11 protein-coding genes and 1 pseudogene are annotated in these 15,469 nt (G+C 64.7%); all 12 read left to right on the top strand.

The features are described 5' to 3' along the window. The first annotated feature begins 53 nt into the window (after window positions 1-53). The 12 genes and pseudogenes from gltA (at window position 54) to moaD (ending at window position 15,468) form a co-directional block, all read left to right on the top strand. The gene (gltA, locus tag AC1PQG_RS14345) at window positions 54-1,349 is read left to right on the top strand and encodes a citrate synthase (protein ID WP_481118520.1); all 1,296 of its coding nucleotides are present in this window, start codon (window positions 54-56) and stop codon (window positions 1,347-1,349) included. A 162-nt stretch (window positions 1,350-1,511) separates the two neighbouring features. Next, window positions 1,512-4,337 carry a 2-oxoglutarate dehydrogenase E1 component gene (locus AC1PQG_RS14340; RefSeq protein ID WP_481118519.1) on the top strand — a complete coding sequence of 942 codons (2,826 nt, stop codon included), beginning with the start codon at window positions 1,512-1,514 and terminating at the stop codon, window positions 4,335-4,337. A 39-nt stretch (window positions 4,338-4,376) separates the two neighbouring features. Then, window positions 4,377-5,561: a 2-oxoglutarate dehydrogenase complex dihydrolipoyllysine-residue succinyltransferase gene (gene odhB, locus AC1PQG_RS14335; RefSeq protein WP_481118518.1), complete on the top strand. Its 1,185-nt coding sequence runs from the start codon at window positions 4,377-4,379 to the stop codon at window positions 5,559-5,561. 81 nt (window positions 5,562-5,642) lie between these two features. Then, window positions 5,643-7,064, top strand: coding sequence for a dihydrolipoyl dehydrogenase (lpdA, locus tag AC1PQG_RS14330; protein WP_481118517.1), 1,422 nt, complete (start codon window positions 5,643-5,645; stop codon window positions 7,062-7,064). A gap of 140 nt (window positions 7,065-7,204) precedes the next feature. Next, window positions 7,205-8,323 (top strand): cell division protein ZapE, encoded by a 1,119-nt coding sequence (gene zapE / locus AC1PQG_RS14325; RefSeq protein ID WP_481118516.1) that lies wholly within the window; start codon window positions 7,205-7,207, stop codon window positions 8,321-8,323. 7 nt (window positions 8,324-8,330) lie between these two features. Next, window positions 8,331-9,119, top strand: a complete 789-nt coding sequence (locus AC1PQG_RS14320; RefSeq protein WP_481118515.1) for a hypothetical protein — start codon at window positions 8,331-8,333, stop codon at window positions 9,117-9,119. 23 nt (window positions 9,120-9,142) lie between these two features. Beyond that, window positions 9,143-11,098 carry a DNA repair helicase YoaA gene (gene yoaA, locus AC1PQG_RS14315; protein WP_481123009.1) on the top strand — a complete coding sequence of 652 codons (1,956 nt, stop codon included), beginning with the start codon at window positions 9,143-9,145 and terminating at the stop codon, window positions 11,096-11,098. A gap of 517 nt (window positions 11,099-11,615) precedes the next feature. Further along, entirely contained in the window at window positions 11,616-12,800 is a 1,185-nt protein-coding gene (locus AC1PQG_RS14310; protein ID WP_481118514.1) for an AAA family ATPase, read from the top strand. A gap of 38 nt (window positions 12,801-12,838) precedes the next feature. Then, window positions 12,839-13,372, top strand: coding sequence for a DUF4276 family protein (locus tag AC1PQG_RS14305; protein WP_481118513.1), 534 nt, complete (start codon window positions 12,839-12,841; stop codon window positions 13,370-13,372). Window positions 13,373-13,501: 129 nt separating this feature from the next. Next, on the top strand, window positions 13,502-13,996 hold the full coding sequence (gene mobB, locus AC1PQG_RS14300; protein WP_481118512.1) for a molybdopterin-guanine dinucleotide biosynthesis protein B: 495 nt from the start codon (window positions 13,502-13,504) through the stop codon (window positions 13,994-13,996). After that, window positions 13,993-15,217: pseudogene (locus tag AC1PQG_RS14295) on the top strand (molybdopterin molybdotransferase MoeA). Before mobB ends, AC1PQG_RS14295 begins: the two are co-directional and overlap by 4 nt. Continuing rightward, a complete protein-coding gene (gene moaD, locus AC1PQG_RS14290) occupies window positions 15,214-15,468 on the top strand; it encodes a molybdopterin converting factor subunit 1 (protein WP_481118511.1) in 255 nt (84 codons plus the stop codon). Before AC1PQG_RS14295 ends, moaD begins: the two are co-directional and overlap by 4 nt. Window position 15,469: the final 1 nt, after the last annotated feature.

The following is a 15,469-nucleotide window of genomic DNA, read 5'->3' as shown; positions in this document are numbered from 1 at the left end:
GGCAGGTCCAGTCAATAGGGAGCTGGAGTTTCAACAGGGAAAAGGGATCAAATATGACCACGCAACGTACTGCAACACTGACCGTAGGTGACAAGGCCGTAGATTTTCCGATCATGTCGGGAACCCATGGCAATGATGTGATCGACATTCGTACCCTGGGTGGTAAGACTGGGTACTTCACGTATGACTCCGGCTTCCTGTCCACGGCCAGCTGCCAGTCCAAGGTCACGTACATCGACGGTGACAAGGGCGAGCTGCTGTACCGCGGCTACCCGATCGAGCAACTGGCCGAGAACTGCAACTTCCTGGAAGTCACCTACCTGCTGAAGAACGGCGAGCTGCCGAACGCCACGCAGAAGACCGACTTCGAAAAGACCATCAAGAACCACACGATGGTCCATGAGCAGCTGACCAAGTTCTACTCCGGCTTCCGCCGCGACGCCCACCCGATGGCCGTCATGACCGGCGTGGTCGGTGCCCTGTCCGCGTTCTACCACGACGCGATGGATTTCTCCGATTCCGAGCATCGCAACATCAGCTTCAACCGCCTTGTTGCCAAGATGCCGACCATCGTTGCGATGGCCTACAAGTACAGCACCGGCATGCCGTTCATGTATCCGGACAACGAGCTGGACTACACCGCCAACTTCATGCGCATGATGTTCGGCAACCCGTGCGAGAAGTACCAACCGAACCCGGTTCTGGTCCGCGCCCTCGACATCATCTTCACGCTGCACGCCGACCACGAGCAGAACGCGTCCACCTCCACCGTCCGTCTGGCCGGTTCCTCCGGTGCCAACCCGTTCGCCTGTATCGCTGCCGGTATCGCCTGCCTGTGGGGCCCGGCGCACGGTGGTGCGAACGAAGCCTGCCTGCAGATGCTGGAAGAAATCGGTGACGTGTCCCGCGTCGGCGAGTACATCAAGCGTGCGAAGGACAAGAACGACTCCTTCAAGCTGATGGGCTTCGGTCACCGCGTCTACAAGAACTTCGATCCGCGCGCCAAGCTGATGGGCAAGGTCTGTGCCGACGTGCTCGGCGAACTGGGCCTCGAGAACGACCGCCTGTTCAAGCTGGCCAAGGAACTCGAAAAGATCGCCCTCGAAGACGAATACTTCGTCGAGAAGAAGCTCTACCCGAACGTGGACTTCTACTCCGGTATCGTCCAGAAGGCGCTCGGCATTCCCACTGAGATGTTCACCTGCATCTTCGCGCTGGCCCGTACGGTCGGCTGGATGACCCAGTGGGAAGAAATGATTACCGATCCCGAGTACAAGATCGGTCGCCCGCGTCAGCTGTACATCGGCGCCGCTCGTCGCGACGTCGTCCCGCTGGCCCAGCGCGGCTAAGTTTGCCCGGAAGGGGAGGGGGAAACAGGGGAGCGAATGCGGGATGGTCGAAGCATCAGGCCATCCCGCTTCGTTTTTCTGAAGAAGTGAATCAAACAGGGATTTCTCCCCACCGAAAGCAAGTACCTTCAAAAAGACAAGATATAAGCCAGGTGGTCGCCCATGATGAAACAGCTTTTTGAGAGCTCCCAACTGTTCGGCAGCAATGCGCCGTTCGTTGAAGAGCTTTACGAGAACTATCTCGACAATCCGGATTCCGTCTCCGACGAATGGCGGACATATTTCGACTCGCTGCAGAATGTGCCCGGCAAGGGCCGCGACGTCGCGCACTACCCTATCATCAACGCCTTTGCCGACATGGCGAAGCGTGGCCCGGTCCGCACCGTCGTGGCGTCCGGCGTGGACCAGAAGCAGGTCAGCGTCCTGCAACTGATCAACGCCCACCGCTTCCTCGGTACCCGCTGGGCCCAGCTCGATCCGCTGAAGCGCACCGAGCGTCCCGAGATCCACGAACTCGAGCTGTCCCACTACGGTTTCACCGAGGCGGATCTCAACCAGTCCTTCAATACCGGTTCGTTCCATGGTCTGCCCGGCGATCACGCCACCCTGCGCGAGATTCTCGACGCGGTGCGCCAGACCTACTGCGGCGCCATCGGCGCCGAGTACATGTACATCACCGACATCGGTGAAAAGCGCTGGATCCAGGCCCGCCTCGAGCCCACCAAGGGCCGTCCCGGCTACCAGGCCGAGCAGCAGCGCCGCATCCTCGAGCGCCTGACCGCCGCTGAGACCCTCGAACGCTACCTGCATACCAAGTACGTTGGCCAGAAGCGCTTCTCCCTCGAAGGCGGTGAGAGCACCATCGTCGCGATGGACGAGCTGATCCGCGTCGCCGGCGGCAAGGGCGTGCAGGAAATCGTCATCGGCATGGCCCACCGTGGCCGCCTGAACGTGCTGGTGAACACCCTCGGCAAGTCGCCGAGCATGCTGTTCTCCGAATTCGAGGGCAAGGCTGCGTCCGACCTGTCGGCCGGCGACGTGAAGTACCACATGGGCTTCTCCAGCGACGTCATGACCGCCGGTGGTCCGGTGCACCTGACCCTGGCCTTCAACCCGTCCCACCTGGAAATCGTCAACCCGGTGGTCGAGGGTTCCGTGTATGCCCGTCAGACCCGTCGTGGCGCCAAGGGCAAGGCCGAGGTCATTCCGGTCCTGATCCACGGTGACGCGGCCGTTGCCGGCCAGGGCGTCAACCAGGAAATGCTGAACTTCGCGCAGACCCGCGGCTACGGCACGGGCGGCACGATCCATATCGTGGTGAACAACCAGATCGGCTTCACCACCTCCGATCCGCGCGACTACCGTTCTTCGCTGTACTGCACCGACATCTTCAAGATGGGCGAGGCGCCGATCTTCCACGTCAATGGCGACGATCCGGAAGCCGTGGCCTTCGTGATGGGCCTGGCCGTCGAATACCGCCAGGAGTTCAAGAAGGACGTCGTCGTCGACATCGTGTGCTACCGCAAGCTGGGCCACAACGAGGCCGACGAGCCGATGGTCACCCAGCCGCTGATGTACAAGAAGATCGCCAAGCACCCCGGCACCCGCAAGCTGTACGCGGACAAGCTGGCCCAGCTGGGCATCGTCAAGGCCGACGAGCCGGATCAGTTCATCAAGGACTACCGCGCTGCCCTCGACAAGGGTGAGTTGCTGTCCAACCCGGTGCTGTCCGACTTCAAGCGCCAGTTCGCGCAGGACTGGGCGCCGTACGCCGGCAAGGCTTACACCGACAAGTGCGACACCACCGTGCCGACCGCCGAGCTCGAGCGTCTGGCTACCGCACTGACCACCACGCCGGAAGGCTTCGTGCTGCACCCCCGCGTGCAGAAGATCATCGACGACCGCAAGGCGATGGGCGCCGGCAAGCTGCCCTTCGACTGGGGCATGGCCGAGAACCTGGCCTACGCCAGCCTGGTGGTACAGGGCTTCGGCATCCGCCTGTCCGGTGAAGACGTCGGCCGTGGCACCTTCTTCCACCGCCACGCCGCGCTGCACGACCAGAACCGCGACCAGTGGCACGACGGCACCTTCTACCCGCTGCAGAACATCCGCGAAGGTCAGGGCCCGTTCTACTGCTACGACTCCGTGCTGTCCGAAGAAGCCGTGCTGGCCTTCGAATACGGTTACGCCTCGGCTGAACCGAACCAGCTCGTGATCTGGGAAGCCCAGTTCGGCGACTTCGCCAACGGCGCCCAGGTGGTGATGGATCAGTTCATCAGCTCCGGCGAAGCCAAGTGGGGCCGTCAGTGCGGCCTCGTCATGATGCTGCCGCACGGCTATGAAGGTCAGGGCCCCGAGCACTCTTCCGCCCGTATCGAGCGCTACATGCAGCTGTGCGCCGAGATGAACATGGAAGTGTGCATCCCGTCCGGCCCGTCGCAGATCTTCCACCTGCTGCGTCGCCAGGCCCTGCGCAAGCTGCGCAAGCCGCTGGTGATCATCACGCCGAAGTCCCTGCTGCGCCACAAGGATGCGATCTCCTCCCTGGACGATCTCTCCAAGGGAACGTTCCAGACCGTCATCGGCGAAGTGGACGAGCTCGACGTCAACAAGGTCAAGCGCGTCGTGATCTGCTCCGGCAAGATCTACTACGAACTGCTGGCCCATCGTCGCGCCAACAACATCGACGACATCGCCCTGGTCCGCCTGGAACAGCTCTACCCGTTCCCGCGCGAAGCCTTCGCGGCCGAGGTCAACAAGTACCCCAACGCCAAGGAAGTGGTGTGGTGCCAGGAAGAGCCCCGCAACCAGGGCGTGTGGTACTGGCTGGCGTCCCGTCACCATCTGGACAGCGCCCTCGGTGACGAGCGCAAGTTCCTGCTGGTGGCCCGTCCCGCTGCCGCCTCGCCGGCGGTCGGTTACTACGCCAAGCACAATGCGCAACAAAAGGCAGTCATCGAAAATGCGTTTGGCGAAATCAACGCCTGATGCAAACGTCCACGCCGAACTGAAAACAAGGGAGAAGATATGCTGATCGAAGTCAAAGTGCCCCAACTGTCCGAGTCCGTTTCCGAAGCCACGCTGGTCAGCTGGCACAAGAAGGAAGGCGACGCCGTTTCCCGTGACGAGAACCTGATCGACATCGAGACCGACAAGGTTGTGCTCGAGACCCCGGCTCCGGCCGATGGCGTGCTGGTCAAGATCGTCAAGAACGGCGGCGACTCGGTGACTTCCGGCGAAGTGATCGCCACCATCGATACCGAAGCGAAGGCTGCCGCCGGCGCTCCGGCTGCTGCTGCGGCTCCCGCTGCGGCCGCTCCTGCTGCAGCCACGGCTGCCGGTGCCGCCAGCCCGTCCGCCCGCAAGATCCTCGACGAGAAGGGCATCGCTGCCGCTGACGTCGCCGGCTCCGGCCGCGGTGGTCGCGTGATCAAGGAAGACGCCGTCGCTGCCCAGCCGAAGGCTGCCGCACCGGCTGCTGCGGCTCCGGTCGTGGCCGTTCCGGCTGGTGATCGCGTCGAACAGCGCGTTCCGATGACCCGCCTGCGTGCCCGCATCGCCGAGCGCCTGCTGCAGTCGAAGAACGAAAACGCCATCCTGACCACGTTCAACGAAGTGAACATGGCTCCGATCATGGCGCTGCGCAAGCAGTACGGCGACAAGTTCGAGAAGGCCCACGGCGTGCGTCTGGGCTTCATGGGCTTCTTCGTGAAGGCTGCCGTTGCCGCCCTCAAGAAGTTCCCGATCCTGAACGCCTCCGTCGATGGCAACGACATCGTGTACCACGGCTACATCGACATCGGCATCGCCGTCGGTTCGCCCCGTGGCCTGGTGGTGCCCATCCTGCGTGATGTGGACAACATGTCCATCGCCGACATCGAGAAGAAGATCGCCGAGTTCGGCCAGAAGGCCAAGGACGGCAAGATCTCCATCGAAGAGCTCACCGGCGGCACGTTCTCCATCTCCAACGGTGGTGTGTTCGGTTCCATGATGTCCACCCCGATCATCAACCCGCCCCAGTCCGCGATCCTCGGCATCCACGCCACCAAGGACCGCGCCGTGGTGGAAAATGGTCAGGTCGTCGTGCGTCCGATCAACTACCTCGCCATGTCCTACGACCACCGCATCATCGACGGCCGCGAAGCCGTCCTGGGCCTGGTCACCATGAAGGAAGCCCTGGAAGATCCGGCCCGTCTGATCCTGGACGTCTGATCTCCCTAACCGCGGGCACGGTTGCACCCCCTCCGGGGGTGTTTCCGTGCCGCGTTTTCATCTGCACAAGGAAGCGACTAAATGGCGAAGCAATTTGACGTGCTGGTCATCGGCGGTGGTCCCGGTGGCTATGTGGCTGCGATCCGCGCCGCACAACTCGGTTTCAACACGGCCTGCGCCGAATCCAATCCCTACGCCGACCCGAAGGGCGAGCCCCGTCTTGGCGGCACCTGCCTGAACGTCGGCTGCATCCCGTCCAAGGCGCTGCTGCACACCTCGCACCTGTTCGAGGAAGCCGGCCACGCCTTCGAGGAGCAGGGCATCTCCGTCGGCACGCCGAAGATCGATGTGGCCAAGATGATCGGCCGCAAGTCCAAGATCGTCGAGCAACTCACCGCCGGCATCAAGGGCCTGTTCAAGAAGAACAAGGTCACCTTCCTGGCTGGCCACGGTGCCTTCATCGGCAAGACCGACGCCGGCTGGCAGGTCAAGGTCGGTGAGGAAGTCGTCGAAGCCAAGCAGGTCATCGTGGCGACCGGCTCCACCGCCCGTCACCTGCCCGGTATCCCGGTCGACAACAAGCTGGTCTGCGACAACATCGGCGCCCTCGACATCGACGCTGTGCCCAAGCGCCTCGGCCTCATCGGCTCCGGCGTGATCGGCCTGGAAATGGGCTCCGTGTGGAAGCGCCTCGGCGCCGAGGTCACCATCCTCGAAGCGATGGACAGCTTCCTCGGCGCTGCCGACCAGGACGTGGCCAAGGAAGCCCTCAAGCTGTTCACCAAGCAAGGCCTCGACATCAAGCTGTCGGTCAAGGTCGGCGCCGTCACCGTCGGCAAGAAGTCCGTCACCGTCGAATACGAAACCAAGGACGGCGCCCAGACGGCTGAATTCGACCGCCTGATCGTCTCCGTCGGTCGCGTGCCCAACACCGCCGGCCTCAACGCCGAAGCGGTCGGCCTCAAGATCGACGAGCGCGGCTTCGTCGAAGTCGACGGCCACAACCGTACCAATCTGGACGGCGTGTGGGCGGTGGGCGACGTGGTGCGTGGCCCGATGCTGGCCCACAAGGCCATGGAAGAAGGTGTCGCGGTGGCCGAGACCATCGCCGGCCAGAAGGGCCACACCAACTTCGACACCATCCCGTGGGTCATCTACACCTCGCCGGAAATCGCCTGGGTCGGCAAGACCGAACAGCAGCTCAAGGCCGAAGGCGCCGCCTACAAGGTCGGCAAGATCCCGTTCATGGCCAATGGCCGTGCGCTGGGTGCCGGCACCCCGGCCGGTTTCGTGAAGATGATCGCCGACGCCAACACCGACCGTATCCTCGGCGTGCACATCATCGGCGCCAACGCCTCCGAGCTGATCGGCGAAGCCGTGGTGACGATGGAGTTCGCCGGTGCGTCCGAAGATCTGGCGCGCATCTGCCACGCTCACCCGACCCTGTCGGAAGTGGTGCACGAAGCCGCCCTGGCGGTGGACAAGCGTCCGCTGCACTTCTGATGACGGCGGCCGGCGCTGTGTAGTCCTTTGTAGCCGGCTCCGCGCATCACCCGGGGGTGGTCAGGCAGTAAAATGCCTGACCACCCCCGTTTCCATAAGTGGCGCGACCTTAGAGCGCCCAGACAACACCTGCCACGACGATGCCCCATCGAATCCTCAAGGTTGCCGAGCACGGCATGCTCGAAGCCTACGACGCCACCCTCAAGGCCCGCGGCTTCAAGTCCGATCCCGCCCAGCGCGCCGCCGCCCAGCGCCTGCAAGGCCTGTATTCCGAGCTCATCGCCTTCAAGGCGGCCCGCAAGGGCACCCTCCGCAAGCTGCTGTCGCGGCCCAAGCAGCCGCGCAGCGTGTACTTCTGGGGCGGCGTGGGGCGCGGCAAGAGCTTCCTGATGGACTGCTTCTACGATTCGGTCCCGTACCAGCGCAAGCGCCGCGTGCACTTCCACGCCTTCATGCAGGAAGTGCAGAACGACCTAAAGAACCTCAACAACGAGGCTGATCCGCTGCAGAAGGTCGCCGACCGCATCGCGCGCCAGACCCGCCTGCTGTGCTTCGACGAGTTCCATGTGTCCGACATCGCCGACGCGATGATCCTCGGCCGCCTGCTCGACGCGCTGTTCGCCCGCGGCACCATCTTCGTGATGACCTCCAACTACCCGCCGGACGGCCTCTACCCCAACGGTCTGCAGCGCATCAACTTCCTGCCGACCATCGACATGATCAAGCGCCGCTTCGACGTGGTCGAGGTGGATCACGGCACCGATTACCGGTTGCGTACGTTGGAGCAGATGGACGCCTTCCTGGTGCCCGCCGACGAGGCTGCCGACAAGCACCTGGCGGCGGATTTCGAGAAGATCGCCTGCACCAAGGGCAAGCCCGGCGAGATCGAGGTGCTGGAGCGCAAGCTGAAGGTTCAGCGCATCGCGCCCGGCGTGATCTGGTTCGACTTCGACACCCTGTGCGGCGGCGCGCGCTCCCAGAACGACTACCTGGAGATCGCCCGCGAGTACCACACGCTGATCCTCTCCCGCGTGCCGAAGATGAGCGCCGCGATGGCCTCCGAGGCGCGCCGCTTCACGTGGCTGATCGACGTGCTCTACGACCACCGGGTCAAGCTGCTGGTCAGCGCCGAATGCCAGGCCTACGACCTCTACGTGGAAGGCCGCCAGGCCAACGAGTTCCACCGCACGGTCAGCCGCCTGATCGAGATGCGCTCCCGCGACTACCTCGCCGAAGCCCACCGGACCTCCGCGGTCTGAGCCCTGTATGAAGCGCCGCCAGGCCTGCCTCGCCCTTGCCTTGCTGGCCGTGCTCGCCACGGCCCGGGCGGAGCCGCGCCTGGAGATCGTCACGCTGCGCCACCGGCCCGCCGAGCAGATCCTGCCCGCGCTGCGGCCGCTGGTGGAGCCCGGCGGGGCCGTGTCCAGCCTGGGCGACAAGTTGTTGCTGCGCGTGTCGCCGGCCAACCTGGCCGAACTGCGTGCCGCCATCGATGCGCTGGATACGCCGCTGCGCCGCCTCGTGGTGTCCGTGCGCCAGGACCAGGACGTGGCGGGGCAGGGCGGCGGTGCCGGCGTCAATGCCCGCCTGTCGCCTGGCAACAGCCGCGTGATCGTCGAGGCCGGCGCCGGCAGCGCCCGCCGCAACGAGCAGCTCAGCCAGCAGGTCCAGGTGGTGGAGGGCGGACGCGCGCTGATCCGCGTCGGCCAGTCCCTGCCCATCGCGATGCGCGAGTGGCGCGCCGGCCCAGCCGGCTGGCAGGCCGTGGACAGCGTGCGCTTCCTGGACGTGGGCAGCGGCTTCATGGCTGCGCCGCAGCTGATCGGCGAGCAGGTCAGCATCGACATCACGCCGGCCGTCGAGCAACTTCGCCCTGACGGCAGCATCGAATCCTCCCGCCTGTCCACCCAGGTCCGCGGCCGCCTCGGCGAGTGGATCCCCCTCGGCGGCAGTCAAACCGACAGCCGCCGCTCCGACTACGGCACCGGCGGCGTCCGCCAGGGCGACAATCAGAGCCGCGGCCAGGTCTGGCTGCGGGTCGACGCCCTCGACTGAGCCGCCCCTTGCTTTTCAGTACCATGAACGTCGAACAAGCCTTCGCGCCCGATGGCCCCCTGGCCAAGGCCATTCCCGGATTCGCGCCGCGCCGCCAGCAGATGGAGATGGCCGAGCACATCGCCTTCACGCTGAAGGAGAACCGCGTGCTCGTCGCCGAGGCCGGCACCGGCACCGGCAAGACCTACGCCTACCTGGTGCCGGCGCTGCTGGGCGGCGGCAAGGTAATCATCTCCACCGGCACCAAGACGCTGCAGGACCAGCTCTTCAACCGCGACCTGCCGACCATCCGCGCCGCCCTCAAGGTGCCCGTCGCGGTGGCGCTGCTGAAGGGCCGCGCCAACTACGTGTGCCACTACCACCTGGCCCGCAACCTGGCCGACGCGCGCCTGCAGACCCCCGAGGACGCCGCCCACCTGCGCGCCATCGGGCGCTTCACGGAGATCAGCCAGACCGGTGACAAGGCCGAATGTCCCGAGGTGCCGGAAGACGCCGCCGCCTGGATGTTCGCCACCTCGTCGCGGGACAACTGCCTGGGCCAGGAATGCCCGAACATCAAGGAGTGCTTCGTCGCCGCGGCACGCCGCAACGCGATGGACGCCGACGTGGTGGTGGTCAATCACCACCTGTTCTTCGCCGACGTGAGCCTGCGCGACGCAGGCATGGGCGAGCTGCTGCCGTCGTGCAACGCGGTCATCTTCGACGAAGCCCACCAGCTGCCGGAAACCGCCAGCCTGTTCTTCGGCGAGAGCGTGTCCACGTCCCAGCTGCTCGAACTGGCCCGCGACACCCGTTCCGAAACCGTGGCTGCCGCCCGCGACTGCCTGGACCTCATCGAAGCCACCCGCAAGCTCGAAAAGGCCACCCGCGACCTGCGCCTGTCCGTGCACGCCGAGAACGCCCGCTTCGGCTTCGCGCAGATGGAAGACAACAAGCCCTTCCACGAAGCGCTGGAAGCCCTCGGCGACGAGCTGGCCGACTTTTGCGCCATCGTCGAGACCCAGGCCGAGCGCTCCGAAGGGCTGGCCAACTGCCTGCGCCGCACCCAGGAACTGCAGGAGATCCTGGCCCGCTGGATCAAGCCCGAGAACACCGACTGGGTGCGCTGGGTGGAGGTCTTCAGCCAGGCCCTGTCCCTCAACGCCACGCCGCTGTCCATCGCCAGCATCTTCAAGCGCCAGATGGACGGCCACCCGCGGGCCTGGGTGTTCACCTCGGCCACGCTGGCGGTCGGCAAGGACTTCGGCCACTACTGCCGCGAGCTGGGCCTGCACTGGGTCGAGCCGCCGATCGAAACGGCCGTGTGGGGCAGCCCCTTCGACTATCCCGCCCAGGCCGTCCTCTACGCCCCCCAGGGCATGCCCGAGCCCAACAGCCCGGACTACCCGGACGCCGTCGCCAAGGTCGCCTTCCCGCTGATCCGCGCCGCCCAGGGGCGCACCTTCGTGCTGTGCACCTCGCTGAAGGCCATGCGGCGCATCCACGAGCTGATCGGCGACTACCTGGAACGGGAAAAGCTCGACCTGCCGCTGCTGATCCAGGGGGAGGGCTCGCGCACCGAGCTCCTCGACCGCTTCCGCCGCCTCGGCAACGCCATCTTGGTGGCCAGCCAGAGCTTCTGGGAAGGCGTGGACGTGCCCGGCGACGCGCTGTCGGTGGTCGTCATCGACAAGCTGCCCTTCGCCCCGCCCGACGATCCGGTGCTCGCCGCACGCATCGAGCACATGCAGAAATCCGGCCGCAGCCCTTTCATGGAGTACCAGCTGCCGCGCGCCGTCATCAACGTCAAGCAGGGCGCCGGCCGCCTGATCCGCACCGAACGCGACAAGGGCGTCCTCGCCATCTGCGACCCGCGCATGCTCACCAAGCCCTACGGCAAACGCGTCTGGCAGAGCCTGCCGCCGATGACCCGCTCGAAGGTCGAGGCGGAAGTCGTCGCCTTCCTCGAAGACCTGCCACCGCCGGCCAGCGGGCGCTGAGATATCGCCGGGGGGGCCGCCAAAACGGCGGGCGCCGAAGCACTTTTCGATGAAATTTGCCGAAAAACGGAATTCAATCATCCGTTGATGGATGGACTCCTTCCAGTCTCGCAACCAGGAATCCGAAATTTCCATCATTTTCATCGAAATTTCGGCCTAATTCATCGAATTGCGGATGGGCGGGCTCGAAGTTTCGGTGATTGAGTTCGAACTTTCGGTGTTTAAGTCCGAATGTTCGAACTCCGAGTCCGAAGTTTCGGACTCAATCATCGAAACTTCGGACTCGGCGCTCGAAAGGTGGAAGGTTTCCTTCCGTTTTCACAGGTGTCGCGCCTCAGTCCTGATGGCGAGCCCGTCTTGTCCCGGTGTAACCTACCGGCCTTTCTCCGGCGGCGTCTGCGGTATGGCATCCGGGCTTGTCCGGGGGCTGTCATTCACCCTCCACAAACCCGTCTTCCCCGCCTGATCTCCGGCCGGCTATCCTTGTCGGACATCGCGCACGAAACAAAAACCCGCCATGCAGATTGAATCCATCGAGATCAAGAACTACCGACTTTTCCGGGATGCAAAGATGCATGCCATACCGCGCTTGTGCGTGTTGGTCGGCGCAAACGGCACTGGAAAGTCCACCCTGTTCGACGTGTTCTCCTTCCTGAAGGATGCGCTGAGCATGAACGTGGGCAAGGCGGTATCCAAGCGTGGGGGCTACAAGGAGCTGGCCAGCCGGGGTTTTGCACAGGAGCCCATCGAACTGACGATGCAGTTCCGCCTGGAGATCACCGGCTATGAACGCTTGGTGACTTACATCCTCAGGATCGAGCCAGACAAGGCGGGACGTGCCGTGGTGGCGCGGGAGATCCTGCGCTACAAGCGCGGTGCCAACGGCAAGCCCTTCCACTTTCTCGACTTCGCCTACGGCAAGGGCTACGCGATTGCCAACGAGGAAGACTTCTCAAAGGTGGATGAAGCCCTGCGGCGCGAGGAGGAGGAACTGGATGCGCCGGACATCCTGGCGGTCAAGGGGCTGGGGCAGTTCGAGCGCTTCAAGGCGGCCAGCGCGTTCCGGCTGATGATCGAGAACTGGCACGTCTCCGATTTTCACGTCTCAGAAGCCCGCCCGAGCCAGGAGGAGGGTTTTGCCGAGCATCTGTCCACGCGGGGCGACAACCTCCCGCTGGTGGCGAACTATCTGTTCGAAAACCACCCGGATCGCTTCAAGCGGGTGCTGTCGTCCATGCAGCGCCGAGTGCCGGGCGTCAGCCTGGTCGAGCCGCGGCAAACGGAAGACGGGCGGCTGGTGCTGCGTTTTCAGGACGGCAGCTTCAAGGATCCGTTCATCGCCCGGCACGTGTCGGACGGCACGATCAAGATGTTCGCGTATCTGGTGCTCTTGAACGATCCCAAGCCTTATCCGCTGCTGGCTGTCGAGGAGCCCGAGAACCAGCTCTATCCGGAACTGCTGCCTGAGTTGGCCGAGGAGTTCCGGGATTACGCCCGGCGCGGTGGGCAGGTCTTCATCTCGTCCCATTCGCCAGATTTCCTGAATGCTCTGGCGCTGGATGAAATCTATTGCCTGCGCAAGGCCCAGGGCTTCACGACGATCACCCGGGCCTGCGAATCGGAAAACCTGCGCTCCTTGTACGACGCGGGCGATCTGCCAGGCTACCTGTGGAAGCAAGGTCTGTTCGAGGGCCTCAATTGATGGCGGGGCGCCTCATCTTTTTGCTCGAAGAACCTTCGATGAAGGCCTTGCTGGATGGATTGCTGCCGCGCCTTTTACCGGGCTGGGAGGCGGAGACGCATTTCAAGTGCGTGCCCCATCAGGGCAAGAGCGATCTGGATACCAGCATTCCCCGCAAGCTAAGTAGCTGGAAGATCCCGGGTGACCGTTTCGTCATCGTGAGGGACAACGACAATGCCGACTGCGTTGATCTGAAGAAGCGCTATCTGGCGACCTGCCATGCCAGTGGGCGGCCGGAGACGCTTGTCCGCTTGGTGTGCCAGGAACTCGAGAGCTGGTATGTCGGTGATCTCGTGGCCCTGGCCGAGGCGTTTGATGATCCGAAACTCAATTCTCCTACGCTGCGAAAGCGCTTCGCCAATCCGGACGAATGGGAGAAGCCGTCCGTCGAGTTGAAGCGGCTGATTCCAAGCTTTCAGAAGACCAGTGCGGCAAGGTCGATGTCGGCATGTCTGCAGATCGAAGGAAACCGCTCAAGGAGTTTCCAGGTCTTCGTGGACGGCGTCCGCAGGCTTGCACGGGAAATGGGTTGAGACGACCGAGGCCGCGTTGAACGTTGATTGGGCCTTGTAGCCAGAATGAGATCCAATCGGGAGTTCGGGCCTTTCGCTCCGCCCCCTTGCTACAATCCCGCGCCTGTCAATCCGTTGGTGGCGCGGCTCATGAAGGTATTCGGGTTTGCCGGCTGGTCCGGTTCGGGCAAGACCACGTTGATCGAGAAGATCATTCCGGAGATCACCGCCCGGGGCTTCCGGGTGTCGGTGATCAAGCATGCGCACCATGGTTTCGACATCGACAAGCCGGGCAAGGATTCCTGGCGGCACCGGGAGGCCGGGGCCAGCGAGATCCTGCTCGTGTCCGACGAGCGCTGGGTGCTGATGCACGAATTGCGCGGGGAGACGGAACCCGATCTGGGCGCCCAACTCCAACGCCTGTCGCCCTGCGACATCGTGCTGGTGGAAGGCTTCAAGGCGGTGCCGATACCCAAGATCGAGGTCTATCGCCCGGCCCATGGCCGTCCGCTGCAGTATCCCGACAATCCGTCCGTCGTCGCGATCGCCACCGACGCGGCACTCGATGCCCCCATGACCTGTCTGAATCTCAACGATGCGGCCGCCGTGGCCGATTTCATCCTCCACCATCAGGGGCTCCTATGAATACTTCCCTGCGTCCTTTCGAAGAGGTGCGCGACGCGCTCTTGGCCGCCGCCGAGCCGGTGACGGCCGTCGAACACGGTGCCCACGTCGGCGGCCCTCGGCCGTGTGCTGGCCGCGGACCAGGTGTCCGGCCTCAACGTGCCGCCCCTCGACAATTCCCACATGGACGGCTACGCGGTGAGCAGCGCCGATCTGCCGGCCGCCGGCAAGCGCCTCGTCATCGGCCAGCGCATCCCGGCCGGCAGCGTCGGCCACACGCTGGCCCGTGGCACGGCGGCGCGCATCTTCACCGGCGCGCCGATCCCCGCTGGCGCCGATGCGGTGGTGATGCAGGAGCTGTGCGAGGCGGACGGCGACGGGGTGGTGATCAACCACCTGCCCAAGCCCGGCGAGTGGGTGCGCCGGGCCGGTGAGGACATCGCCCAGGGTAGCACCGTGCTGTCGGCCGGCGTGCGCCTCAATCCACAGATGCTCGGCCTCGCCGCGTCGGTGGGCTGCGCGACGCTGCCGGTGCTGCGGCGCCTGCGGGTGGCGCTGTTCTCCACCGGCGACGAGCTGGTGATGCCCGGCGAGCCGTTGCCGCCCGGCGCCATCTACAACTCCAACCGCTACGTGCTGCGCGGCCTGCTGGAAGCCCTCGGCTGCGAGGTCAGCGACCTGGGCATCGTGCCGGACAAGCTCGACGCGACCCGCGCCGCGCTGCGCGAGGCGGCCGGCCGGCATGACCTGATCGTCACCAGCGGCGGCGTGTCGATGGGCGAGGAAGACCACATCAAGCCGGCGGTGACGGCCGAAGGGCGGCTGGACTCCTGGCTGATCGCCATGAAGCCCGGCAAGCCGGTGGCCTACGGCCATGTGAACGATCCGGCCGGCCGCGCCGGCGCGGCCTTCATCGGCCTGCCCGGCAACCCGGTGTCGAGTTTCGTCACCTTCATCCTGCTGGTGCGGCCTTTCGTGCTGCGCGCCCAGGGCGTCAAGGACTGCCTGCCCAAGGCGATTCCGCTGGAGGCGGCCTTCGACTGGCCCAAACCCGACCGCCGCCGCGAGTTCCTGCGCGCGCGCCTGGGCGCCGACGGCCGCGTCGAGCTGTATCCCAACCAGGGGCCCGGCGTGCTCACGTCCACCGTGTGGGCCGACGGCCTCGTGGACAATCCCTCCGGGCAGGTCATCAAGGCCGGCGACCGGGTGCGTTTCATTCCTTATTCCGAACTACTGTCATGAGCGTCAAGGTTCTGTATTTCGCCAATCTGCGGGAGACCCTCGGTTATTCCCACGAAACCCTCACGCTGCCCGCCGGCATCGCCACGCTGGGCGACCTGCGCGCCCACCTGGCGCGCCGCGGCGGGGTGTGGGAAGCCCTCGGCGAAGGCCGCAACGTGCGCGCGGCGATCAACCAGGAAATGGTCGGCCCGGACGTGGCGGTGGCGGACCGGGACGAGATCGCCTTTTTCCCGCCGGTCACCGGAGGCTGAC

The sequence above is a fragment of the Zoogloea sp. GDB6 genome, from assembly GCF_056724105.1.
The sequence above is the reverse complement of the archived record's forward strand: the minus strand, read 5'-3'. Positions and strand labels throughout refer to the sequence as shown.